This window comes from Bradyrhizobium archetypum (assembly GCF_013114835.1).
GTDB lineage: Bacteria > Pseudomonadota > Alphaproteobacteria > Rhizobiales > Xanthobacteraceae > Bradyrhizobium > Bradyrhizobium archetypum.
Map to the genome: position 1 here is coordinate 523,947 of NZ_JAAVLW010000001.1, position 24,556 is coordinate 548,502.

Here is a 24,556-nt window from a genome sequence, read left to right on the forward strand (position 1 = left end):
ACGGTTACGAGCGCTTGCCGCGCTTCGCTTTGATTGCCCCCATACCACACCGTTGCGGCGGGCCGGTCAACCGCTGCCAACTCTTCTGCGGTGCGGGAAACCATGCCATAGTTACTCAAGCCTGGTATCACCGAAGGGAAGACACACGCGATGCTCGCCCATCAGCTACCACAGATTGCTCGCGCCAACGGCATCGACATTTGCTACGAGATATTCGGCGACCCGGCCGCGGAACCGCTGCTGTTGATCATGGGGCTCGGCGCCCAGATGATCCATTGGGACGACGACTTCTGCCGCCAGCTCGCCGCGCGCGGCTTTCGCGTCATCCGCTTCGACAATCGCGACATCGGCAAATCCTCTCATTTCTCCGGCGGCAAGCGCCTGACCGCGTTCGAGCTGCTGAAACAGCGGTTTCTGAAAATCCCGGTCGCGTCGACCTACAGGCTGATCGACATGGCCAAGGACACTGTCGGCCTGATGGACGTGCTCGGCATCAAGTCGGCGCATCTGGTCGGCGCGTCGATGGGCGGCATGATCGCACAGGAAATCGCGCTCTCGTTCCCGCAGCGGGTGCGTTCGCTGACCTCGATCATGTCGACCACGGGAAACCCCAAAATACCGCCGCCGACGCGCGAGGCCGCCGCCGTGCTGATGGCGCCGCCGCCGCGGACCAAGGAAGAATATTTCGAGCGTTTCGCCAAGACCTGGAAAGTGCTGCGCGTCGGCTCGTTTCCGGAAGACGAGGCGCTCGATCCCGCCCGCGCTGCGCGCACCTATGAGCGCGGCCTCAATCCGGCCGGCGTTGCCCGGCAGTTGCGCGCGGTGCTGGCCTCGGGAAGCCGCAAGGAACGGTTGCGTCATGTGAGAATTCCGACGCTCGTTATTCACGGTACCGTCGATCCGCTGGTCCACCCCGACGGCGGCAAGGACACTGCAGCCTCGATATCAGGCGCAAAGCTCCTGATGATCGAAGGCATGGGCCACGCGCTGCCGATCCCGATGTGGCCGCAGATCATCGACGCGATCGACAAGCACGCGCATGGCGCGGCGGCGAAGGCGGCGTGATCCTTCCCTCGCTCCTGCGTTCGCAGGGACGACAGCGGAGATGGTCATCGAACGCGTTAGGCCTTCGTCGCGATCCAGATCAGATGCCGTACGCCACGGCCGCTACCGGTAGCGCGGACATTGACCTCGTTGACATCGAAGCCCGCGGCGCGAAGGCGCCTTGTGAAGGGCGCGTTTGGTCCCGAAGACCAAACTGCCAGCACGCCGCCCGGCCGTAACGCCGCGTGCGCCGCTTTCAATCCGGTCGCGTTGTAGAGCGCATCATTGGCCTTGCGGGTCAACCCTTCCGGCCCGTTATCGACATCAAGGAGAATGGCGTCGAACGCCCCGCGGCGCGACCGGATCATCGCCGTGATATCGCCTTCCCTGATGGTCACGCGCGGATCATTCAGGCTGTCGCCAAAAATTTCCGCCATCGGGCCGCGCGCCCAGGCAACGACGGCCGGAACCAGCTCCGCCACCACGATTCTTGCCTTGCTGCCGAGGACTGCTAGGGCGGCGCGCAATGTAAAGCCCATGCCAAGGCCGCCAATAAGCATTTGCGGGCTTGCGACCTTCTCGATTCTTTTCGCCGCAAGGGTTGCCAGTGCCTCCTCGGAGCCCGAGAGGCGGCTGTTCATCAGCTCGTTGCTGCCGAGCTTGATCGAGAACTCGGTGCCGCGGCGCATCAGGCGGAGTTCTTCGTCCGAGCCGGGAATGCGGGCGGCGTCGATTTTTTCCCAGCGAATCATGCTCGGCTTTTAGCATGATCGGCTCACGATTGATTATCGTCGCGAACAGAGCACAACTGTCATCGTCCGGCTTGACCGGACGATCCAGTATTCCAGAGACCGGGATTGCTTCGCGCCGTTTCACGACCGCCAGGGCGTACTGGGTCCCCCGCTTTCGCGGAGGACGAAAACAGCGCGAGTCTTACCCGCCCGCCCACACATCCAGCACGTAGCGATTCCTGGTGCCGAGATCGTCGATCCAGCGCAGTCCGGCATCGGCGTCGGCGCCGGATTTTTCGCGATAGATTGCAACCAGCGCCGCCTTGACGTCCGGCTCCATCTTGCCGCCGTCACCGCAGACATAGACGATCGCGCCCTGCTCGATCAGGCTCCAGACGCGATCCTTCTGCGCCGTCACCTGATGCTGCACATAGGTCTTCGGTCCGTCGGCGCGCGAGAACGCGGTGTGCAGCTCGGCGATGCCGTCGGCCGCAAAGGTCTTCATTTCGTCGGCGTAGAGGAAATCCTGTTCGGGATGGCGGCAGCCGAAGAACAGCATCGCGGGGCCAAGTTTCGCTCCTTGCGCCTTGCGGTGCGCGCGCTCCTGCAGAAAACCGCGGAACGGCGCAAGCCCGGTGCCGGGGCCAATCATGATCACGGGCACAGAGGGATCATCAGGCAGGCGGAAGCCGGCCTTGGTCTCGCGCACGGTCGCATGCACGCTGTCGCCGACGCGGCGGCCGGCGAGATAGTTCGAACAGACGCCCCTGTAGACGCCGCGGCCGGAGCTTGCGGGCGCCTCGACTACGCCGACAGTGATGCTGCAACGCGCCGGATCGAGCGAAGGCGACGACGAGATCGAATAGTAGCGTGGCGCCAGCAGCGACAGCATTTCGAGATAGGCGTGGAACGGCAACTCGCAGGCCGGATACTCCTCCAAAAGGTCGAATACCGATTTGCGCTTGGCGAGAACGTCCGAACGATAAAGCTCCGTGGACGCGGCATCGTCGCCGACATAGGCGAGCAGCTTCGGCTTGGTGACGGGGCAGCGGGTGTGCTCCGACATGATCTGGATCTGCTTGCGGGTCGCGATCTGTTGCAGTTCGACGAATTCGGTCAAGAGACGTCCGACCGAGACGGCGTCACCGACCGGCAGTTGCGCGCGCCGGCCCTCCGCGACCTGCAGCCGGATCTGATCGGCCGTCAGGAAGCCGAATCGGCGCGCGACGGAATCGACCAGCGCCGGATCGTTGCGCGGCACGACGCTGAGATGGTCGCCGACGCGGAAGGTGATGCCGGGCGGCAGTTGCACTTCAACATGGCGGGTCGAGCGATCGGACGGATTGGCACCGGCCTTGTTCTGCAGTTCGGAATTGACCAGCACCTTCATCGGCGCGACGCCGCCCTGCGCCACGATGGCGTGAACGGTCGATGGCGCTACCGGCTCGATCGAGTAAAGCGGCGCGTCGTCGGCGCTGCGGGCGAAACCGGAATCGACACCCAGTTCCTTCATCGCGGCCGGCGCGGCGGCCGCGAACCATCTTTCGAACTGGCCGTCGAGGTCGCTGCGGGCATCGCCCTCGCCGCGCCCATAGAGACTGCGCGCACCATGCGCGGTCAACTGTTCGTCGATCATGCGCGGCACCGATTGATATGTCGCGGCCCAGTCACTGTTACCGCAACCGAACACGGCGTAGCGCACCTTGGCGAACGCATCTTTCGGCAGGCCGCTGTCCAGCCATTTGACGAACTGCGTGGCGTTGTCGGGAGGCGCGCCATTGTAGGAGGCGCAGAAGATCAAGAGCGCGCCCTGCTCCGGCAGCTTGCCGACATAGTCGTCGAGCGCGCCAAGCCTGGTCTCGAAGCCGTTGACCTCGGCGAGGTCGGCGACCCGCGTCGCCAGCTCCTCGGCGGTGCCGAGGTTAGAGCCATAGAGCACCAAAAGCGGCGTGTTGTGGCCCGGACGGGTGCGCGCCTGCGGCGCTGCCGCGTTGGAGGCGGCTGCGGCCACCGCCGCGCGTCCAGTAAAGGCGCCACGGTCCTTGTCGGGGCGCGGCCGCACCTTGATCTTGAAGCCGTCCGGCTTCACGGTGAGCGTTTCCTTCAGGTGCATCTGGTAACGATGCACGTCGACCAGCCTGAAGCGCTGCAGGATCATGCCGATCGCCAGCGCCGCCTCATGCATTGCAAAGCCGCGGCCGATGCAGGCGCGCTGGCCATTGCCGAACGGCTTCCAGGCATTGATCGGACGCTTGGCCTCCGCCTCGCGGCTGAAATTCTCGGGATCAAACACGTCCGGGTTCGGACCCCAGACGCTGGGATCGCGGTGCAGCGCCATCACCAGAACCGTGATGAAGGTGTTCTTCTTCAGCTTGTACTTGCCACGGCCGATGGTCTCGTCCTGCAGCGGCGTGATGCCGTAGGCCGGCGCCGGCGGCCACATCCGCAGCGCTTCCTTCAAAACTTGCGTGATATAGGTGAGCTGCGTGACCTGCTGATAGGTCGGCTTGGCATTGACATCGGGCCCGAGCACCCGGTCGACTTCCTCGTAGGCCTTCTTCAGCACCTCGGGATGCTTGAGCAGCGCGTAGATCGTGCACGACAACAGCCCGCTGGTGGTCTCGTGGCCCGCGATCAGGAAGGTGTTGATCTGGTAGCGGATGTTGATGTCGTCGAGCTGCTCGCCGGTCGTGCGATCGACGCCGGTCATCATGGCGCCCAACATGTCCTTCTTGCCCTCGGCAGCTTCCGCATTGCCGCGGCGCTCGGCGATGATCTCGTCGACCATCTTGTTCATGAAGAGGACGTCCTGGGCGAGCGTCTTGCGCCGCTTCTGCATCCACAGATTCTCCAGCGGCAGGCCGCGGGTCATCATGATGGTCTCGAGCGAGCGCACCAGCGCTTCCACGAACGGGTGATAGTCGCGGCGGTAGAACGAGTTGAAGCGATAGTCGAAGCCGCACAATCCGATGGTGTCGAGCGTCAGTGCCGTCATATCCTGCACGACGTCGATTTCGTCGTCGGGGTTGAGCCGCTCCCATTTCTTGACGAGCTGCTCGGCGATGTCGACCATGCTCGGATGATAGGATTGCATCGCGCGGTTGCCGAACGGCTGCAGCAGGATATTGTGGGCCTTGCTCCAGTTCGGTTCGGTAGTATCGGCCGTGAACAGCCCGTCGCCGCCGACGGCGCGGACGCGGCGCAGCGAGCCGCGCACGGTTTTATCGAAACGCTTCTCGTCGGAGAGTTCGTCGATCAGGTCATGGCCGGACACGATGACGATCGGCGCGCCCATCATGTCGAGCCAGAAGATCGGCCCGAGCTCCTTGGAGAGCTTGACCAGATGCTGCACCGGCGCGTTGGGGTCCAGCGACAGCATGTTGCCGACGACGGGCTTTTTCGGCGGATGCGGGATCGGAGCGAGTTTATTGCTGGACGCCATTGTCGAAGTGTCTCCCTGCCTGCCTCAACTGTCATTGCGAGCGAAGCGAAGCAATCCATCGCTCGGAAAAACGAAAGAATGGATTGCTTCGTCGCTGCGCTCCTCGCAATGACGGCTGGTTATGCGGACCTACCCAAATCTTTTTCTACGCCACTCGATCAGCTTGCTACTGACTTCGTCCGGCTTTTCCTGCTGCGTCCAATGGCCGCTGTCACGCACGAGATACTTCTCGAGGTCCGGCACCAGCTTCTCCATGCCGGCAGTGGCCGACGGCGGCAGCACCGCATCGTTCTCGGCCATGATCATCAGCGACGGCACCCGAACGGTATGATCGAGTCCTTCCGAGCGCTGCCAGTTGCGGGAAAAATTGCGGTACCAATTGATACCGCCGGTGAAGCCGGTCTTGGTGAAGGTATCAACAAATACCTGCTTTTCCTCCGGCGACAGGATCGGCGTGCGCGGATCGTGCTTGGCATCGTAGTTCGCGATCATCTGCGGAAACGCCAGATTGAGTCGCGCCGACGCGCCGACACCGGCAATCGGCTGCTCCTCCGGCGTACCGGCAGGCCGCGCCACCGGCTTGCGCATGAACGCGTCAAACGTCTGCTCGACCCGGCTTCCGAAAATCCTGTCAGGCTCGCGGCCGGGGTCCTGGAATTGCACAATGTACATGTTGTCGCCGAAGCGCTGCCGAAACAGCTCGATCGGGTCGGCCGGCGCGCGATCCCAATGCGGCGTGTTGACGCCGACGACTCCGGCGACGCGATCGAGATGGCGCAGCGGCATCTGCCAGACGACGAAGCCGCCCCAGTCGTGGCCAACGAAGATCGCCTTGTCGATCTTGAGGTGATCGAGCAGACCGACGAGGTCGCCGGTCAAATGCTCCATGTCATAGTCCTCGACCGCCTCGGGCCGGTCGGTCGCGCCGTAGCCGCGCTGATCCGGCGCAATCACCCGGATGCCGGCCTCGCTCAGCGCCTTGATCTGGTGACGCCAGGAAAACGCAAGCTCGGGCCAGCCGTGGCAGAGAATGACCGGCGGCTTATCGGATTTGGGCCCCGCCTCGTAATAGCCCATGCGAATACCGTTCACCTCGGCGAATTGCAGCGGCGGCATCTCAATCATGGCAGGCCCCTATTCAGCGGCGCTGGTCATGCGGGGCGGCGGCACGAACGCTGCCTCCAGCGCTTCAAATTCGGTTGGAAGCATGTCGCAGAGAATTTGCACATGCGGAATGATGTTGGCGCCGGCGATGAAGCCGAAATCGAGCTGATCGCGGTAGCTCTGCACGGTGATGTTGAGGGCGATGCCATGGGTTGAGATCGACACCGGGAAGATGTGCAGGAGCTCGGCTCCGGCCGCATACAGCGTCTGCCGCGGGCCAGGCACGTTGGATACGGTGATGTTGGCCGCCGGCGGCAGCACGTCGGAAAGGTTGGAGCGGCTGTAGAGCAACGCAAGGATCTGGGTCACGATCGGCGCGCCCAGCATCGAGAGATTGGAGACTTGCGGCATCAACGCCCGCAGCGGATGCGACATCTCCTTCGACTTGGTGGATTGCGCGATGATGGTTTCCAGCCGCGTCTTGGGATCGTCGACATTGGTGGCGATCGAGCAGATCATGCCGAACACCTGATTATTGGCATCGGCATTGCCCTCCTCGCGCAGCGAGATCGGTACCGCCGCCGTCAAGGATTTGTTCGGCAGCCCGCCCTGGCTGATCAGATAGCGGCGCACCACGCCGGAAGACAGCGCCAGCACGACATCATTGAGCTTGCCGCCGGAGGCTTTCGCCAGCGCTTTCGCGCGCGACAGCGAGATCGAGACGCCGGCAAAGCTGCGCTCCGACGAGATCGTCTTGTTGAGGATGGTCGGCGGCGAGGCCATGCTGGCCAGGCTGTCGCGCGACTTCGGATCCGAAATCTTGCCGACCACGTCAGATAAAGACTTCAGCATGGTTGGCATACTGCTGGCAAACTTCACCGCGGTCTCGATCTGGAACATGGCGTTGTCGAACAGGATCGAGCCGAGATCGCTTTTTCCCGTGCGCGGCAATTCGAGACTCGTGGGCGCAGCCTTGGCGTCGAACGGCTGCGTCCAGAGCTGCTGGTAGGAATCGATCAGGTTGGCGGCGATGTCGCGCGGCTCCTGCGCCACCTTGCGCGCGGTCGGCGGATCGACCTGGCGCGGTACCGGCGTGACGTCGTAGATCATGCTGGTGAGTGCTGCGCCCGCGCCGCCGTCGATGCAGGCATGGTGCATCTTGGAATACAGCCCGATCTCGTTGTCCTTCATGCCTTCGAAGACATAGAACTCCCAAAGCGGGCGGGCGCGGTTGAGCAGTTTGGCATGCATCCAGCCGACGATACGCTCCAGCGTCGCGCGGTCGCGCGGCTCCGGCAGGCTGGCGCGGAAGATGTGGCGGTCGATGTCGAACTGGTCGTCCTCGACCCAGGACGGATGATCGATATCGAGCGGCGCCTTCTCCAGGCGGGCCTTCAGGATCGGCGCGATGTGCAGCCGCGAGGCGATCATCGCCTTGAACTCTTCGAAGAAGTCGCCCTTGTAATCCTCAGGCAGGCGGAAGATCGCCATGCTGCCGACATGCATCGGCATTTCCGGCGTTTCCAGATACAGAAACGACGCGTCCAGCGAAGACAGCTTCTTGGCGTCCGCCATATTTTCCTCCCGCAGTAGAAAAACGCGGCGCCTTGGCGGCGCTTCTGGCGTCTGGAATGTCTTTGTTATTGGAGCATATCCGAGAACCGCTAGCTATCCCGCATCCATTGCGGGAAGGAATCGGGGATCATGCCCTTGGCTCAGAGCGTTGGCTCAGGATTCTGCATTTTCAGGGGGGCCATAGGCAATGGCAAATGGTCCGGACCGGTCAAAATGCTTAAATTCGCCGTCCGCCTGCGCCAGGCGGTCGGCCACCGCCCACAATGCTGCGGCGTTGACGCCAAGCCCGATATGGCTGGCGAAGTACACCTCGATGTTTTCAGCGGTCTTCGAGGGACGCAGCAGGCTGGTGTGCCAGTTCACGATGCCGTCGGTCCGAGAATAGATCGAGGTCGCCGGCACTGGCAGGTCACCTGCGATTGCCAGGCGGATTTCCGGATTGTCGTCGACGGTCTCCCCCGACAGCGCCTCATAAAGCCGCGTGGCGTTGGTCGCCCGAATGTCGTTGGCAAACGGGCTGCCGAGCGTGATCACCAAGCGCACCATCTCCGGCATCTGCAGCGCAAGATCACGCGCATAGACGCCGCCGAGACTCCAGCCGACAAGGCTGACCTTGCGACCGGTCGATTCATAAATGCGCCACAGAAGGTCGCGCAGCACACCTCGTTTGGAAGCGACGCCGCCGAAATTGCGGCCCATGTTCCAGGCATAGGCATCGTAGCCGAGTTCTTTCAGGTAGCGGCGCATCGGCGCCATTGAAATGTCGCTGGCGAGAAAGCCCGGCAGCGTCAGCACCGGATGCCCGTCGCCCTTCGGCGCGCGCAACAAGAGCGGCGACAACAGCAGGCTCGAGTTCAGCTCGAACAGCGCCCGCGTCTCGGCCAGCATAAGAAACAGGCTCGGCGGCCGAAGCCGCTGCTCTTCTGTTGCCGCGCCGCCCTCCGCGATCGCCACTTACTTCTTGTCCTTCTGACCCAGGCCGCCGAGGCCGGCCATGGTCACGAACATATCCTGGAACCGCTCGGCGATCTTCGGATCGAACGTGAACCAGCTCTGGATCAGCGATTCCGGAGAAACCTTTTCGATATTGGCCATCACCTGCTGCTGCATCTTGTCCATGACGGCGGTCTGCATCGGCGAGACGTCGGGCAATCCGAAGAACTGCCTGGCCTCCAGCGGCGTGCAATCGATTTCGACGTTAACTTTCATGACCGCTCCTCTTGCTGGCTTCCTTGTAGTATCGCCACGATGACCCTGATTGCGCAAGGAAAAGACCCGGATCCCGCCTCCCTCAATTCCCGATATGGTCAATCAAAGCGTTCGACGGCAAACGGCCTGACATCGGCAAACGGGGTCTCGCCGGTCATCATTTCGGCCAGTAGGCGGCCGGTGGCGGGTCCGAGCGTCAGGCCGTGGTGTTGATGACCGAAATCGAACCACAGCCCGCTATGGCGTGGCGCCTTGCCGATAACCGGCAGCATATCCGGCAGACATGGCCGCGCGCCCATCCAGGGCTTGGTATCGACGGGCTCGCCCAGCGGAAACAATCGATGCGCCCGCGGCAGGGCCCGCTCAACCTGGACCGGCGTCGGCGGCGCATCACGGTGGGCAAACTCCGCGCCGGTCGTCAGTCGAATGCCGCGGTTCATCGGCGCCAGCAGGAAACCGAGATCGGTGTCCAGCACGGGATGATTCAAGACCGCGTTGCCGCGCGGCCTGACGTGCAAATGATAGCCGCGCTTGACCTGAAGCGGAATCGAATAGCCGAGCGGCGCAAAGATCTGGTCGGACCACGGCCCCATCGCCACCACGACGTCGCGGGCCGTAATAGAGCCTTCCAGCGTCGCCACCCGCCATCGTCCGCTGGACTGCTCGAGCGTTCGGGCGTCGCCGACCAGATAGCGCCCGCCCTTGCGGCCGAACAGCGCCGCATAGGCCTTGGCGAGCCCGCCGGGATCAGGTACGAATCCCGGTGCGGGAAAATGGATCGCCCCGCTGAAATCGCCGGTCAGATGAGGCTCGCGCGCGATGACCGCAGCCCCATCCAGCACCTCACCCGTGACCCCATGTTCGCCGGCGCGCTTAAGATCCCGCAGCGCACCCGCCAGCGTCGCCTCCGAGCGAAACAGCTTGATCCAGCCGGTCCGCCGCAACAACTCCGGCACATCGGCTTCCGCAATCAGCGCCTCATGCTCGATCAGGCTGCGCTGGATCAGCGGCAATTCGGCCATCGCACTGTGCAGTGCACGCTCCGGCGACGAGGCGAAGAAATACCGTGCCAACCATGGCAGGAACGCCGGCAGATCCCTGAAATGGTAACGCACCTGCGGCGCGCGCAGGAACGCATAGCGAAGGATCTCGCCGACATCCCGCGGAAACATGTAGGGAAAGACCGAGGCGCATTCGATCAAGCCGCCATTGCCGTAACTTGTCTCCTCGCCGGCGACCTCGTGCCGGTCGATCAGAACCACGTTCCGACCGCGCTTCTGCAGGTGCAGAGCGGCGCTAACGCCGACCATGCCCGCACCCAGGACGAGAACGTCGGCCTTTAGTTCCGCCATCCGGCACTCCGAAGGTTCAATGTCACGCACTCCTGCGCAGGTCTTAAGGTCCAACCTAGACTTTGCCGCACCGCCGCGCAAACCGGCACGCAGTGCGGGATAATGATGCTTGCGCGGTGACTGGACTCTGGCAAATTGGCTCGGCAATATCCGCCGGAAATTGCTGATCAAAAGCGGGAAATCGAACAAATGTCGGCACGTCAGACTTTGCTTGCAGCGGCCACGGCTTCCATCCTTGCCCTGGCAATGGCGCCGGCATCGGCCCAGAGCCTGCGCTACGCCAATCAGGGCGACCTCAAATCGCTCGACCCCTACACGCTGAACGAAACCACCACGCATGCCCACCTCGGCCATGTCTATGAAGGTCTGATCGCCCGCGACAAAGACTTGAAGATCGTTCCAGCGTTGGCCGAAAGCTGGGAAACCCCGGAGCCTACCCGTTGGCGGTTCCATCTGCGCAAGGGCGTGAAATTCCAGAATGGCGACCCCTTCACCGCCGACGACGTCGTATTTTCCGCGGAGCGCGTTCGCAAAAAAGGCTCGAACCTGCAGACCCGTATTCCGGCCGACGCCAAGGTCGTCAAGGTCGACGACTACACCGTGGACTTCATCCTGACCTCGCCAAATCCCATTCTGAATTCGCAATGGGATACCTGGTACATCATGGACAAGAAGTGGGCCGAGGCGAACAACGCCGTCGAGCCCACGCCTGCCGCTGCCACCGCGCCGAGCTTTGCCTCGCTCAACGCCAACGGCACTGGCCCCTTCACCGTCGAGAGCCATCAGCCTGGCGTGAAGACCGTGTACAAGGCCAATCCGAACTGGTGGCGCAAGCCAGAGCATAACCTCAAGGAAATTGTCTTCACCCCGATCGGCTCCGATGCCACGCGCGTTGCAGCGCTGCTCTCGGGCGAAGTCGACGTTGTCGAGCCGGTGCCGATCCAGGATATCACGCGGGTGGACTCCAGCCCCAGCGCCCAGGTGCTGAAGGGGCCGGAAATCCGCACCATCTTCCTTGGCATGGATCAGGTGCGCGACGAACTGCTCTATTCCAACGTCAAGGGCAAGAACCCGTTCAAGGACGTCAAGGTGCGCGAGGCCTTCTTCAAGGCCATCGATGTCGAGCTGATCAAGACCCGCGTCATGCGCGGCCTCTCGACGCCCTCGGCGCTGATGATCGCCCCGCAACTGTTCAAGTTGTCCGGCGACTTCACGCGACCCAAATTCGACCCCGACGGCGCGAAAAAGCTTCTGACCGAAGCCGGCTATCCCGACGGTTTCGAGGTCACGATGGACTGCCCGAACGACCGCTACGTCAACGACGCCGCGATCTGTCAGGCCGTCGTCGGCATGCTCGCCCGTATCGGCGTCAAGGTGACGCTGCTGGCGCAGCCCAAGGCGCAATATTTCGCCAAGGTGCTGAAGCCCGGCGGCTATCAGACTTCGTTCTACCTGCTCGGCTGGACGCCCGGCACACTCGATTCCCACAACGTCCTGTTCGACATCATGGGCTGCCGCGACGATCCGAAATCGGCGCGTGGTGAAGCCAATCTTGGCGGCTATTGCAACAAGAAGCTCGACGAACTGACCGATAAGGTTCTGCAGGAATCCGACACCACCAAGCGCGACCTCCTGATCAAGCAAGCATTCGAGATTGCGGCCAAGGACTTCGCATACATCCCGCTGCACCAGCAGGCGCTGGCGTGGGGCGTGTCGAAGAAAGTCAAATTAAGCCAGCGCGCTGACAATCAGGTCCTGCTGTACTGGGCGACCAAACAGGACTAACCAGGCGTCAACACAGGTCCCGGCGGCTTGGTGGCTTCCGGGACTTTTCTTTTCGAGGCGACAGCGACGTCCGCCGCCCGCACAAGAGAGCAGTGAAAGGAATCCATGCTCGCTTTCACTCTTCGCCGCGCTATCCAGGCCATCGGCGTCATGATCGCGGTCGGCGTCATCGCGTTCTCGATGTTCCGGTTCGCCGGCGACCCGGTCAACCAGATCGTCTCGTTGGATACACCGGCGGCCGAGCGCGAGGCGGTGCGCAAATCGCTCGGCCTCGATGATCCCGTGCCGGTGCAATTCGCCCGCTATTTTGGCAATGCGGCGCAGTTCAAGTTTGGGGTGTCCTATCAGTTCCGCCAGCCAGTCTCGAATCTCTTGATGGAGCGAATGCCGGCGACGCTGGAACTCGCCGCCTGCGCCACGGTTCTCGCCATGGTGTTCGGCATCCTGATGGGGGTCTATTCGGCGCTGCGACGCGATACGATTCTCACAAAATTCTTCCAGGCGGTGTCGCTGATCGGAATCTCGCTGCCGACCTTCCTGATCGGCATTCTCCTGATCTATCTGTTTTCCGTGACGTTGGGCTGGCTGCCTTCATTCGGCCGCGGCGACGTGGTGCGGATCGGATGGTGGACGACTGGCCTGCTGACCCTTTCCGGGCTGAAGGCTCTGATCATGCCCTCGATCACGCTCGGTCTGTTCCAAATGACCCTGATCATGCGGCTGGTGCGCGCTGAAATGCTGGAAGTGCTCCGTACCGACTATATTCGCTTTGCCCGCGCCCGCGGCCTGACCACGCGCGCGATCCATTTTGGCCATGCGCTGAAGAACACGCTGGTTCCCGTCATCACGGTCGCCGGCTTGCAGTTTGGCTCGGTAATTGCATTTGCGATCATCACCGAAACCGTCTTCCAATGGCCCGGTATGGGATTGTTGTTCGTGCAGGCCGTGCAAAATGTCGATATCCCGATTATGGCGGCCTACCTGCTGATGGTGTCGCTGATTTTCGTCACCATCAATCTGGTGGTCGACATCCTCTATACCGTCGTCGATCCGCGCCTGCGCTCGACGATACGCCGTCCGGCGTAAGCGAGACATCCAATGTCCGATGCCGTGGTCCCGCACCGAGTTGAGCCGAACACGCCAACAGCGCGCGCCGGAACGAACTGGCTGCGGCGCGCGCTCGATAGCGACATCTTCTATTCGTTCCGCCGTTCGCGAATGACCATGGTCGCCGCGGCGATAACCGTTCTGTTCTTTCTGCTGGCGATCTTTGCCTCGCAGCTCGCGGTACAAAATCCGTTCGATCCGGCGCAACTGCAACTGATGAACTCGCGGATTTCGCCGATTTGGACCGCCGAGGGTCAGACCCCGTTCCTGCTCGGCACCGACGAACAGGGCCGCGACGTGTTCTCCGCCATTCTGTACGGCCTGCGGATATCGCTCGTGGTCGGCGTGCTCGGCGTCATCCTAGCCGGTACGCTCGGCATCACGCTCGGATTGATCGCGGGCTATGTCGGCGGCGCCGTCGACGGGCTGATCATGCGCATCGCCGACGTGCAGCTCACCTTCCCAGCGATCCTGATCGCGCTATTGGTCAATGGCGTTGCCAAATCCGTGCTCGGCAACCGGCTCGACGCGATGAGTACGCTTGGCGTGCTGGTGATCGCGATCGGCCTGAGCTTCTGGGTGCAATATGCCCGCACGGTGCGCGGCTCGGTCATGGTCGAGAAGAACAAGGACTATGTTGCCGCGGCGCAGTTGATCGGCTTGCCCGCGCCCAAGATCATGCTGCGCCATGTGCTGCCCAACGCGATGGGTCCAATTCTGGTGATCGCGACCATCAATCTCGCACTCGCCATCATCACCGAGGCGACGCTGTCGTTTCTCGGCGCCGGCATGCCCGACACGATGCCTTCGCTCGGCACCCTGATCAGGATCGGCAACAACTATTTGTTCGCCGGCGAATGGTGGATCGTCGCCTTCCCCGGCCTTGCGCTCGCGGGATTGATCCTCTCGATCAACCTGCTCGGCGACTGGCTGCGCGACGCACTCAATCCAAAGCTCCGATGACCGTTCCTGTCCTTTCCGTACGCAACCTCGAGGTGGAATTCCTCACCCGCCGCAGCACGCTGCGCGCCATCAACGGCGTATCCTTCGATATTGCCAAGGGCGAAGTGCTCGGCGTGGTCGGCGAGTCCGGCGCGGGCAAGTCCGTCACTGGCCTTGCCGTGATCGGGCTGATCGACCCGCCCGGCCGCATCTCGGGCGGCGAGATCTATCTGTCGGGAACGCGCATCGACCATCTGCCGCCGGAAGAAATCCGCCGGGTCAGGGGCAAACGGATCGGCATGATCTTCCAGGATCCGCTGACGAGCCTCAATCCGCTCTACCGGATCGGCGACCAGATCGTGGAGACGATCCGCACACACCTCAATCTCTCCGAGACGGCCGCGCGTAAACGCGCCATCGACCTTTTGGCCGAAGTCGGCATCCCCGCGCCGGACAAGCGCATCGACGCCTATCCGCACGAATTCTCCGGCGGCATGCGCCAGCGAGTCGTGATCGCGCTCGCGATCTGCGCCGAGCCGGAACTGATCATTGCCGACGAGCCGACCACCGCGCTCGACGTCTCCGTGCAGGCGCAGATCATCTCGCTGATCAAGCGGCTCGGCCGCGACCACGGCACCGCGGTCATGCTGGTCACCCACGACATGGGCGTGATCGCCGAGACCTCCGACCGTGTTGCCGTGATGTATTCGGGCCGAATCGCCGAGATCGGCCCGGTGCAGGATGTGGTACAGAACCCACTGCATCCATACGCCAAGGGCCTGATGGGCGCGATTCCGACACTGGCCGGCGAAGAAAAACGCCTGGTGCAAATTCCGGGCTCGATGCCGCGCCTTTCGGCGATCCCGCCCGGCTGCTCGTTCAATCCGCGCTGCGCCTTTGCGTTCGACCGCTGCCGTGTCGACCGGCCGGAGCCGCTCAAGCAGGGCTCGCATGCGGTGGCCTGCCATCTCTACGACACCGCCAAGGAGACCGCGGCATGACGGCCTCCTTTGTCGATGTAAGAAATCTACGCCGCGTGTTCGACGTCTCGAAGCCGTGGCTCAACCGCGTCCTCGAAGGCGGTCATCTCGAATTCCTCAAGGCTGTCGACGGCGTGACCTTCGATATCAAGAAGGGCGAGACTTTTGCGCTCGTCGGCGAATCCGGTTCGGGCAAAACGACCGTGGCGCGAATGGTTGTCGGATTGCTGCCGCCGAGCTCCGGCGACGTCATGATCGACGGCGTGTCGATGACCGACGCCCGGCAGGCCCAGGCACGGCAGCGGTTGCGCCGCCGCATCCAGATGATCTTCCAGGACCCCTATGCGAGCCTCAATCCGCGCTTCCGGGTCGATGCCATCGTCTCCGAGCCGATCCGCGCCTTCGACCTGATCCAGGGCGAGCGCGACATCGCGGCGCGGGTCGGCGAACTGTTGAGCCTGGTCGGACTGCATCCCGATGATGGGCTGAAATATCCGCATGAATTCTCCGGCGGCCAGCGCCAGCGCATCGCGATCGCGCGCGCGCTGGCGTCGGAAGCCGAATTCATCGTCTGCGACGAGCCGACTTCGGCGCTCGACGTTTCCGTGCAGGCGCAGATCCTCAACCTGATGCGCGACCTGCAGGATAAGTTCGGCCTGACCTATCTCTTCATCAGCCACAACCTCGCGGTGGTCCGCCACATGGCGACCCGGATCGGCGTGATGTATCTCGGCCGCATCGTGGAGATTGCCGAAGGGCGCGAGCTGTTCGCGTATCCGCGAATGCCCTACACCAAGATGCTGCTCGGGGCGGTTCCGGATCTGGCGATGTCCGGACGTCAGCGCATTCCGGTCAAAGGCGAGATCCCCAACCCGATCGACCCGCCGCCCGGCTGCGCCTTCAATCCGCGTTGCCCGCTGGCGTTCGACCTGTGCCGCAAGCAGACGCCTGAGCTGATCGATGGTGTCGCCTGCCATGCCGTCAACCATCCGGTTGAGACCGCCGCCGCGGTATGATCACGGGGATGGGAGCAATGCGTGGCATCCCAGCGGTTGGCATCCAGCCTCCGCTGTGGTCAAGTGCACCGTTACCGCGATACCAGCCCGGCATTGGATTCCCATGAGCAACATCAATCCCGATCCGTTCACCACCAGGCCGGAAATCGAAGGCACCTTTGGCGTGGTCACGTCCACGCACTGGATCGCGACCGCCGTCGGCATGTGCATTCTGGAAAAAGGCGGCAACGCCTTCGATGCCGGTGTCGCCACCGCCTTCACGCTGCAGGTGGTAGAGCCGCATCTGAACGGCCCCGGCGGCGACGTGCCGATCATCGTCCACGACGTCAAACGCAGCCGCACCGAAGTGATTTGCGGCCAGGGACCTGCGCCCGCGAAGGCCACGATTGCGCATTACAAGAGCGAGGGCCTGGAGATGGTGCCCGGCACCGGCCTGCTCGCGGCTTGCGTGCCCGGCACGTTCGAATCCTGGATGCTGCTGCTCCGCGACTACGGCACGATGCGGCTGCGCGAAGTGCTGGAGCCCGCGATCGCCTATGCGCGCGACGGCTACCCGCTGGTCGAGCGCGCATCCGCGACGATCCAGGTGGTCGAGCAGTTGTTCAGGAAGCACTGGACGACCTCGGCGGCGGTCTACCTGCCGAACAACGAAGTGCCCCGGCCCGGCACGCTCTTCACCAACAAGCAGCTCTCGGAAACCTACGCCCGCATCCTCAAGGAAGCGGAAAGCGCCGGCGGCGATCGTGTCGCGCAGATCGAGCGGGCGCGAAAATCCTGGTCGCAGGGGTTCGTGGCGGAAGCCATCGACAAGTTCTGCCGCACGCAGGACGTGATGGATGTCTCGGGCTCGCCACATCGCGGCGTGCTCAGCGCCGACGACATGGCGCACTGGCAGCCGACCGTCGAGGCGCCGCTGACCTACGACTACGGCCGCTACACAGTCTGCAAGCCCGGCGTCTGGAGCCAGGGTCCGGTCATGCTGCAACAGCTTGCGCTATTGAAAGGCTTCGAGCTCGACGGACTCGATCCCGCCGGTCCCGACTTCATCCACCTGCAGATCGAATGCGCCAAGCTTGCTTTCGCCGATCGCGAAAAATTCTACGGCGATCCAAAATTCACGGACATCCCGATCGCGACCCTGCTGTCGGATGCCTACAACGACAAGCGCCGCAAGCTGATCTCGAAAGACAAGGCCTCGCTGGATTTCATCCCTGGCTCGGTCGAAGGATTTGGCTCGGTCGTAACACTGCGCCGTGCCGAAGGCCATCGCGAGGCGGTCGGCGCTATGGGCGCGGGCGAGCCGACCGTCGGCCGGTTCGGCGAAGTGCGCGGCGACACCGTGCATTTCGACATTATCGATCAGGCCGGCAACATGGTGTCGGCAACGCCGTCCGGCGGCTGGCTGCAATCCTCGCCGGTCATTCCGGAGCTCGGTTTCTGCCTCGGCAGCCGCGCCCAGATGTTCTGGCTGGAGGAAGATCACCCGGCCGCACTCGCGCCGGGCAAGCGGCCGCGCACTACCCTCTCCCCCACCATGGCGCTGCGCGACGGCGAGCCGTACATGGCCTGGGGCTCGCCCGGCGGCGACCAGCAGGATCAATGGACGACGCAGTTCTTCCTGCGCCATGTCCATGCGAAACTGAACCTTCAGGAAGCGATCGACGCGCCGGCCTGGCATTCCGAACATTTCCCGATCTCGTTCTGGCCGCGCACCGCGCGACCCGGCGTGCTGGTACTCGAAAGCCGGGTGCCGAAGGCCGCCGTCGATACGCTGAAGAGCCGCGGCCATGTCGTCGAAATCGGCCCCGAATGGTCGGAAGGCCGCCTCACGGCAGCCTCCAAAGTTGGCCGCCGCCGCCGCGCCGCCGCCAATCCCCGGGGCATGCAGGGCTACGCGGCGGGACGATAGTCAGAGAAGAGACGAGATGACCTGGTCGATCATCGCCCGCGATCCCTCAACCGGCCAGATCGGCATTGCGGTTGCGACCAGATTTTTCGCCGTCGGCGCGCGGGTGCCGCATATCGCGCCGGGAATCGGCGGCATCGCGACGCAGGCGCTGGTCAATCCCTATTACGGCATCGACGGCGTAAAGCTGCTGCGCGAAGGGCGCAGCCCGCGCGAGGTGGTGGACACTCTGCTCTCCACTGACGCTGGGCGCCAGGCCCGTCAGCTTCATGTCATGGACACCAAAGGCCGCATCGCCGCGCATACCGGGCGCGAATGCATCGAGTGGTGCGGGCATATCGAGGGCGATGGCTTTTCGCTTGCTGGCAACATGCTGGCCGGCGCCGCCGTGCTCGATGATACAGCGAAAGCCTATGCCGCCAACGCCGGCCTGCCCTTTGCACAGCGTCTGATCGCGGCGATAAAGGCCGGCGAAGCCGCAGGCGGCGACAAGCGCGGCAAGCAATCGGCGGCGCTATTGATCCATGGCGAGGAGGAATGGTCCGATCTCGACTTGCGCGTCGACGACCACACCGACCCGCTCGCCGAACTCGAACGTCTCGAACAGGTGAGCCGCGAGCGCTGGGTGCATTTTCGTCGCTTTCTGCCGACGCGGAAAAACCCGGCCGGGATCACCGACCGCGCGGTTATCGACGCCAGCGTTCAATCGGCCACGACGGACAAAACATGACCGCGAGCCCGCTGATCGAAATCGAAGGTCTGCGGGTGCTGTTTCACGGCCATGCCGGCCGCACGACGCATGCGGTGGACAGCGTCGATCTCAGCGTCGCCAATGGCGCGACGCTCGGCCTCGTCGGAGAGTCCGGCTGCGGCAAGAGCGTGACCTCGCTCGCGATCATGGGACTGCTGTCGAAGCGTTCCGCGGAAGTTTCCGGCTCGATCCGCTTCGATGGTTTCGATCTGCTCGATGTCCCCGATGATACGCTGCGTGATCTGCGCGGCAACCGGCTCGCGATGATCTTTCAGGAGCCGATGACTTCGCTCAATCCGAGCTTCACGATCGGCGATCAGATCATCGAGACCATCCTGCGCCATCGCGGCGGAACGCGGCGGCAGGCGCGCGAGCGTGCGATCGAGCTGCTGCGCCGCGTCCACATCCCCTCTCCTGACAAGCGGATCGACGAATATCCGCACAAGCTTTCCGGCGGCATGCGCCAGCGCGTGATGATCGCGATGGCGCTGGCCTGCGATCCGCGCCTCCTGATCGCGGACGAGCCGACCACTGCACTCGACGTCACGCTGCAGGCGCAGATCCTCGATCTGATGCGCGAGCTGAAGGCCGCGAGCGGCGCCGCGATCATCCTAATCACCCACGACCTCGGCGTGGTCGCCGAGGTCTGCGACGAGGTCGCGGTGATGTACGCCGGCGAGATCGTCGAGCGGGCGCCGGTCGATGAACTCTTTGCCAGCCCGCAGCATCCCTACACCGTCGGCCTGCTCGGCTCGATCCCGCGGCTCGGCCGCCGCACGGCACATCTGGCAACGATCGAGGGCATGGTGCCGAACATGGCGAACCCGCCCGCCGGCTGCCGCTTTGCCGCGCGCTGCCCGTTCATGATCGAGGCCTGCATCGCCGCGCCGCCGCCGCTCGCCACGGTGAGCCCGGGCCATGCCTCGCGCTGCATCCGCGCGCCACTGGAAAAGCTCGTATCATGACCGCGCTGCTCGAAGTCGAAGGGCTGGTAAAGCATTTCGTCGCCGCGCGTTCGGTGTTCGGCCGGCCGACGGCCTATGTGAAGGCGGTCGATGGTGTCAGCTTCACCGTCGAAGCCGGCAAGACGCTGGCGCTGGTCGGCGAATCCGGTTGCGGCAAGTCCACCGTGAGCCGGCTGGTGCTGCGGCTGATCGAGCCGGACGCGGGTATCGTTCGTTTCGAGGGCCGCGATCTCGGCACGCTCGGTGCAAATCGATTGCGCGCCTTCCGCCGCGAAGCGCAGATCATTTTTCAGGATCCCTATGCGTCGCTCAACCCGCGCATGACGGTGAGCCAGATTCTGACCGAGCCGCTGGCGCTGCACGATCTGGTGCCGGCGGCGCGTCGCCGCGAGCGGGTCGAGGAGCTGTTGCGGCTGGTCGGGCTGGAGCCGCGCTTCGCCCGCCGCTATCCGCATGAATTTTCCGGTGGCCAGCGCCAGCGCATCGCGATCGCGCGGGCGCTCGCCGTGGAGCCGAAGCTGATCATCTGCGACGAGCCGGTTTCAGCGCTTGACGTTTCGATCCGCTCGCAAATTCTCAATTTGCTACATGACCTGCAGAACCGGCTCGGCCTCGCCTACATCTTCGTCTCGCATGATCTTGCAGTGGTGAAGCACATCGCTGACCGGGTCGCCGTGATGAATCTCGGCGGCATCGTCGAGATCGGGGACGCCGAGGCGCTATTTGCAGAGCCCCGGCATCCCTATAGCCGAGCATTGTTGTCGGCGATTCCAGTGCCCAAGCCCGAAGCCAAACGCAGCCGCATCGTGCTGGAGGGCGAGATGCCGAGCGCGCTCAATCCGCCTTCCGGCTGCCGATTTCACACCCGCTGCCCCTATGTCATCGCGCGCTGCCGCACGGAGATTCCCTTGCTGCTCGCCGACGGTAGACGGCACGCGACGGCATGCCACCGCATAGCTGAACTGCCGGCGCCCGGGGCCATCGTTCCCGCCGATGGCGGCTTCTCGCCGGTGCTGGAACAATTGGTCGCCGCCTTCAGCGATGGCACGGAAGCTGCAGGCCGCGCCGGGGTTGATATGTCAGACACACGGCCACCGGCGGTGCGATCGTAAATCGAGAGGATGGCAGCAATGAAAATCTTTCGTTTGGCAGTCACCGCAGCGGCGCTGCTGCTGTCGCTTCCGGCGGTCGTTCAGGCCCAGACTACGCTGCGGATCGGGCTCGCCGAGGACCCTGATATCCTCGACCCCACGATGGCGCGCACCTATGTCGGACGCATCGTGTTCGCATCGTTCTGCGACAAGCTGTTCGACATCGATGAAAAGCTCAACATCGTGCCGCAGCTCGCCCTGAGCCACGAGACCTCGGCCGACGGCAAGGAAGTCACCATCAAGCTCCGGTCCGGCGTCAAGTTTCACGACGGCGAGGTCTTCGATGCGGAAGCTGCCAAGTTCTCGCTGGAGCGCCACCTGACATTCCCGGGCTCGTTCCGAAAACCGGAGCTGGCGGCGGTCGACCATATCGACGTCGTCGATCCCCTCACCATCAAGCTGGTGCTGAAGGCGCCCTACTCGCCACTGGTGGCGCAGCTCACCGATCGCGCCGGCATGATGGTGTCGCCCAAGGCGGCCAGGGAAGCCGGCGACAAGTTTGGACTGCGTCCGGTTTGCGCCGGTCCCTACAAGTTCGTCGAACGCGTGCAGCAGGACCGCATGGTGTTCGAGAAATTCGCCGATTACTGGAACAAGGACAATATCCACATCGACCGCATCGTCTATCTGCCGCTGGTGGACGCGACCGTCCGCCTCGCCAATCTGAAATCCGGCGGCCTTGACCTGATCGAGCGGGTGCTTGCGACCGATCTCAAGGAGGTGCAGGCGGACACGAAGCTGAAACTGTCCAGCGCGATCGAGCTCGGCTATCAGGGCGTGACGCTGAACATCGGCAAGGACAAGGCCAAGGGGCCGCTCAGCCAGTCCGCCAAGGTGCGCCAGGCGCTCGACCTCTCGCTCGACCGCGAGGCGATCAGCCAAGTGGTGTCAAACGGCGAGTTCAAGCCCGGCAATCAGTGGGTCAACCCTGACCATCCCTATTATCAAAAGGCGTTTCCGGTGCCGAAACGCGACGTGGCCAAGGCCAAGGCACTGTTGAAGGAAGCAGGCGTCACGACGCCTATCAGCGTCGACTTCATGGTCTCGAAGGGCGCGGAAACCGAAGCGGCAGCGCAGGTGATCCAGTCGATGGCGGCAGAAGTCGGCTTCGACATGAAGCTCAGGGTCACGGAGTTTGCGACCTCGCTGAAACAGGCGGAGGCTGGCGAATATCAGGCCTATCTGTTGGCCTGGAGCGGCCGGATCGATCCAGACGGCAACTCCTACGTCTTCCAGAAGAGCGACGCGCCGCAGAACTACAGCGGCTGGTCCAACAAGGAGGCCGACAAGCTGCTTGATGAAGGCCGCCTCGTCACCGACCAAGCGCAGCGCAAGGCGATCTATGAGAAGCTGGCGAAGATCGTGCTGGAGGAAAAGCCGCTGCTCTACATCTACCACCGCCGCATCCTGATCGCGCACACGACCAAACTTGAAGGCTACAAGCAGATGCCGGACGGCTTGGTGCGCGTGGTCGGGCTGAAGCTGAAGTGACCATGATTCGCGTCGTCTCGTGTCCCGGACGCGTTGCAGCGCGAAGCGGTGCAACGCTGAGCCGGGACCTACCGCCTTTCTTGCGTGGGTCCCAGTTCTGCAGCGGCGCGCCGCGCCTGGGACACGGATAACGCCATGCTGAATTTCCTCGCGCGCCGTATCGTCCAGCTCATCCCGACGCTGTTCTTCGTCTCGATCCTTATCTTCTCGCTGCAGCAATTGCTGCCGGGCGATCCGGCGCTGGTGATGGCGGGTGAGGAGCGTGACCCCGACGTCATCGCACAGATCCGGCAGCAGTACCGGCTCGATCAGCCGGTGCCGGTGCAATATGTCTACTGGGTCAAGGGCGTGCTGTCCGGAGATTTCGGCGAGTCCTTGCGCAACAAGGTGCCGGTGCGTGAGCTGATCGCGCAGAAGTTGCCGGTGACGATGCAATTGGCGTCAATGGCGATCGTGATCGCCTTCCTGATCGGCATTCCGGCCGGTATCGTCTCGGCAGTGAAAAAAGGCACGGCCTGGGACTATGGCGCCAATTTCTTCGCGCTGTGGGGGATCTCGACGCCGAATTTCTGGCTCGGCATCATGCTGATCTTCCTGTTCTCGATCCAGCTCGGCTGGCTGCCGGCCTCGGGTTATGTGCCGCCAACCGAGAATTTCCGCGCCAGCATCGCCTCCACCATCATGCCGGCTTTCGTGCTGGGCAACGCGATTGCCGCGATCCTGATGCGCCATACTCGTAGCGCCATGCTGCAGGTGTTGGAAAGCGATTACGTCCGCACCGCCCGCGCCAAGGGTCTTCTCGAGCGCTCGGTCATTCTCAAGCACGCCATGCGCAATGCGCTGACGCCGGTGATCACGCTTGGCGCACTCGAACTGGGTACGCTCTTGTCGGGCGCGGTGCTGACCGAGCAGATTTTCTCGATTCCCGGTTTCGGCAAGCTGATCGTGGATGCGGTGTTCAACCGGGACTATGCGGTCGTGCAAGGCGTCGTGCTGACGACGGCGACGATTTACATCACGCTCAATCTGATTGCCGATGTCGCCTATGTCCTCGTCAATCCGCGGCTGAGGGCCTAAAGCCATGGCCGACACGACGCTCAGTGCGGTGCCGATTGCCGCCTCCGACGAACTGGAGAGCCCGGCGCGGCGCGCGCTGCGTCGGTTGTTCAAACGTAAGGGCGCGGTGGCCGGCCTCGTCGTAATCGCAACCTTCGTGTTGCTCGCGCTGCTTGCGCCGCTGATCTCGCCCTATGAGCCGATCGCGACAAGCTGGTCGCTGGTGCGCAAGCCGCCCTCCGCCCTGCACTGGTTCGGGACCGACGAGCTCGGCCGCGACATCCTTGCCCGTGTGATCTACGGCGCACGCGCCTCGCTCTTGGCCGGTGCGATCTCGGTCGGGATCGCGCTGTCGATCGGCGTGCCGCTCGGCCTCCTCTCGGGCTATCGCGGCGGCTTCATCGACGCGCTGATCAGCCGCATCACCGACGCGATGCTGGCCTGCCCGTTCCTGATCCTCGCGATTGCGCTCGCCGCATTCTTAGGCCCCAGCCTCGGCAACGCCATGATCGCGATCGGCATATCGGCGACGCCGATCTTCGTGCGGCTGACCCGCGGGCAGGTAATGAGCGTCAAGGTCGAGGATTATGTCGAGGCCGCGCGCGCCATGGGCAATCCGCGCTGGCGCATCGCGCTGTTTCACATCCTGCCGAATATCATGCCGGCGCTGCTGGTGCAGGCGACGCTGTCGATCGCGGCTGCAATCATCGCGGAAGCCGCGCTGTCCTTCCTCGGCCTTGGCCAGCAGCCGCCCGCGCCGTCTTGGGGCAGCATGCTCAATGCCGCGCAGCGATTCCTGACCAACGCGCCATGGATGGCGATCTGGCCGGGACTGGCGATCTTTCTCGTGGTGCTGTCGTTCAACCTGGTGGGCGATGGTTTGCGCGACGCGCTCGATCCGAGGGAGAGATAGGCGCCGCTTTCTTCAACCTCTCCCCGCTTGCGGGGA

The 24,556-nt window shown here is 63.4% G+C and carries 20 protein-coding genes; 13 read left to right on the forward strand and 7 right to left on the reverse strand.

The window, feature by feature from the left end:
- Positions 1-150: 150 nt before the first annotated feature.
- Positions 151-1,065, forward strand: coding sequence for an alpha/beta fold hydrolase (locus HCN50_RS02360; RefSeq protein ID WP_171707993.1), 915 nt, complete (start codon positions 151-153; stop codon positions 1,063-1,065).
- 56 nt (positions 1,066-1,121) lie between these two features.
- Here HCN50_RS02360 and HCN50_RS02365 read toward each other — a convergent pair whose 3' ends face one another.
- From HCN50_RS02365 to HCN50_RS02395, 7 genes are all read right to left on the reverse strand, one after another.
- Positions 1,122-1,796 (reverse strand): spermidine synthase, encoded by a 675-nt coding sequence (locus tag HCN50_RS02365; protein ID WP_171707994.1) that lies wholly within the window; start codon positions 1,794-1,796, stop codon positions 1,122-1,124.
- A 181-nt stretch (positions 1,797-1,977) separates the two neighbouring features.
- Positions 1,978-5,217, reverse strand: a complete 3,240-nt coding sequence (locus HCN50_RS02370) for a bifunctional cytochrome P450/NADPH--P450 reductase (RefSeq protein ID WP_171707995.1) — start codon at positions 5,215-5,217, stop codon at positions 1,978-1,980.
- Between the two features lie 129 nt (positions 5,218-5,346).
- Positions 5,347-6,342 carry an alpha/beta fold hydrolase gene (locus HCN50_RS02375; protein WP_171707996.1) on the reverse strand — a complete coding sequence of 332 codons (996 nt, stop codon included), beginning with the start codon at positions 6,340-6,342 and terminating at the stop codon, positions 5,347-5,349.
- A gap of 9 nt (positions 6,343-6,351) precedes the next feature.
- Positions 6,352-7,896 (reverse strand): WS/DGAT/MGAT family O-acyltransferase, encoded by a 1,545-nt coding sequence (locus tag HCN50_RS02380; RefSeq protein ID WP_171707997.1) that lies wholly within the window; start codon positions 7,894-7,896, stop codon positions 6,352-6,354.
- Positions 7,897-8,049: 153 nt separating this feature from the next.
- The gene (locus HCN50_RS02385; protein WP_235976757.1) at positions 8,050-8,784 is read right to left on the reverse strand and encodes an esterase/lipase family protein; all 735 of its coding nucleotides are present in this window, start codon (positions 8,782-8,784) and stop codon (positions 8,050-8,052) included.
- A 66-nt stretch (positions 8,785-8,850) separates the two neighbouring features.
- A complete protein-coding gene (locus HCN50_RS02390; protein ID WP_171707998.1) occupies positions 8,851-9,105 on the reverse strand; it encodes a DUF6489 family protein in 255 nt (84 codons plus the stop codon).
- A gap of 98 nt (positions 9,106-9,203) precedes the next feature.
- The gene (locus HCN50_RS02395) at positions 9,204-10,457 is read right to left on the reverse strand and encodes an NAD(P)/FAD-dependent oxidoreductase (RefSeq protein ID WP_171707999.1); all 1,254 of its coding nucleotides are present in this window, start codon (positions 10,455-10,457) and stop codon (positions 9,204-9,206) included.
- Positions 10,458-10,646: 189 nt separating this feature from the next.
- Between HCN50_RS02395 and HCN50_RS02400 the strand changes: the two genes are divergently transcribed.
- From HCN50_RS02400 to HCN50_RS02455, 12 genes are all read left to right on the forward strand, one after another.
- The gene (locus tag HCN50_RS02400; protein ID WP_171708000.1) at positions 10,647-12,242 is read left to right on the forward strand and encodes an ABC transporter substrate-binding protein; all 1,596 of its coding nucleotides are present in this window, start codon (positions 10,647-10,649) and stop codon (positions 12,240-12,242) included.
- A gap of 105 nt (positions 12,243-12,347) precedes the next feature.
- Positions 12,348-13,328: an ABC transporter permease gene (locus HCN50_RS02405; RefSeq protein ID WP_171708001.1), complete on the forward strand. Its 981-nt coding sequence runs from the start codon at positions 12,348-12,350 to the stop codon at positions 13,326-13,328.
- 12 nt (positions 13,329-13,340) lie between these two features.
- The gene (locus HCN50_RS02410; RefSeq protein WP_171708002.1) at positions 13,341-14,312 is read left to right on the forward strand and encodes an ABC transporter permease; all 972 of its coding nucleotides are present in this window, start codon (positions 13,341-13,343) and stop codon (positions 14,310-14,312) included.
- Positions 14,309-15,292 (forward strand): ABC transporter ATP-binding protein, encoded by a 984-nt coding sequence (locus tag HCN50_RS02415; RefSeq protein ID WP_171708003.1) that lies wholly within the window; start codon positions 14,309-14,311, stop codon positions 15,290-15,292. The genes HCN50_RS02410 and HCN50_RS02415 overlap by 4 nt, the downstream gene beginning before the upstream one ends.
- Positions 15,289-16,287, forward strand: coding sequence for an ABC transporter ATP-binding protein (locus HCN50_RS02420; protein ID WP_171708004.1), 999 nt, complete (start codon positions 15,289-15,291; stop codon positions 16,285-16,287). The genes HCN50_RS02415 and HCN50_RS02420 overlap by 4 nt, the downstream gene beginning before the upstream one ends.
- 103 nt (positions 16,288-16,390) lie before the next feature.
- Positions 16,391-18,196 (forward strand): gamma-glutamyltransferase family protein, encoded by a 1,806-nt coding sequence (locus HCN50_RS02425; RefSeq protein ID WP_171708005.1) that lies wholly within the window; start codon positions 16,391-16,393, stop codon positions 18,194-18,196.
- Between the two features lie 16 nt (positions 18,197-18,212).
- Entirely contained in the window at positions 18,213-18,923 is a 711-nt protein-coding gene (locus HCN50_RS02430; protein WP_171708006.1) for a DUF1028 domain-containing protein, read from the forward strand.
- Positions 18,920-19,909 carry an ABC transporter ATP-binding protein gene (locus tag HCN50_RS02435; protein WP_171708007.1) on the forward strand — a complete coding sequence of 330 codons (990 nt, stop codon included), beginning with the start codon at positions 18,920-18,922 and terminating at the stop codon, positions 19,907-19,909. Before HCN50_RS02430 ends, HCN50_RS02435 begins: the two co-directional genes overlap by 4 nt.
- Entirely contained in the window at positions 19,906-21,021 is a 1,116-nt protein-coding gene (locus HCN50_RS02440; RefSeq protein WP_171708008.1) for an ABC transporter ATP-binding protein, read from the forward strand. Before HCN50_RS02435 ends, HCN50_RS02440 begins: the two co-directional genes overlap by 4 nt.
- 18 nt (positions 21,022-21,039) lie before the next feature.
- Complete coding sequence (locus HCN50_RS02445) at positions 21,040-22,551, forward strand: ABC transporter substrate-binding protein (protein WP_171708009.1); 1,512 nt, start codon at positions 21,040-21,042, stop codon at positions 22,549-22,551.
- 135 nt (positions 22,552-22,686) lie between these two features.
- A complete protein-coding gene (locus HCN50_RS02450; protein WP_171708010.1) occupies positions 22,687-23,628 on the forward strand; it encodes an ABC transporter permease in 942 nt (313 codons plus the stop codon).
- Between the two features lie 4 nt (positions 23,629-23,632).
- Positions 23,633-24,520, forward strand: coding sequence for an ABC transporter permease (locus HCN50_RS02455; RefSeq protein WP_171708011.1), 888 nt, complete (start codon positions 23,633-23,635; stop codon positions 24,518-24,520).
- Positions 24,521-24,556 lie beyond the last annotated feature (36 nt).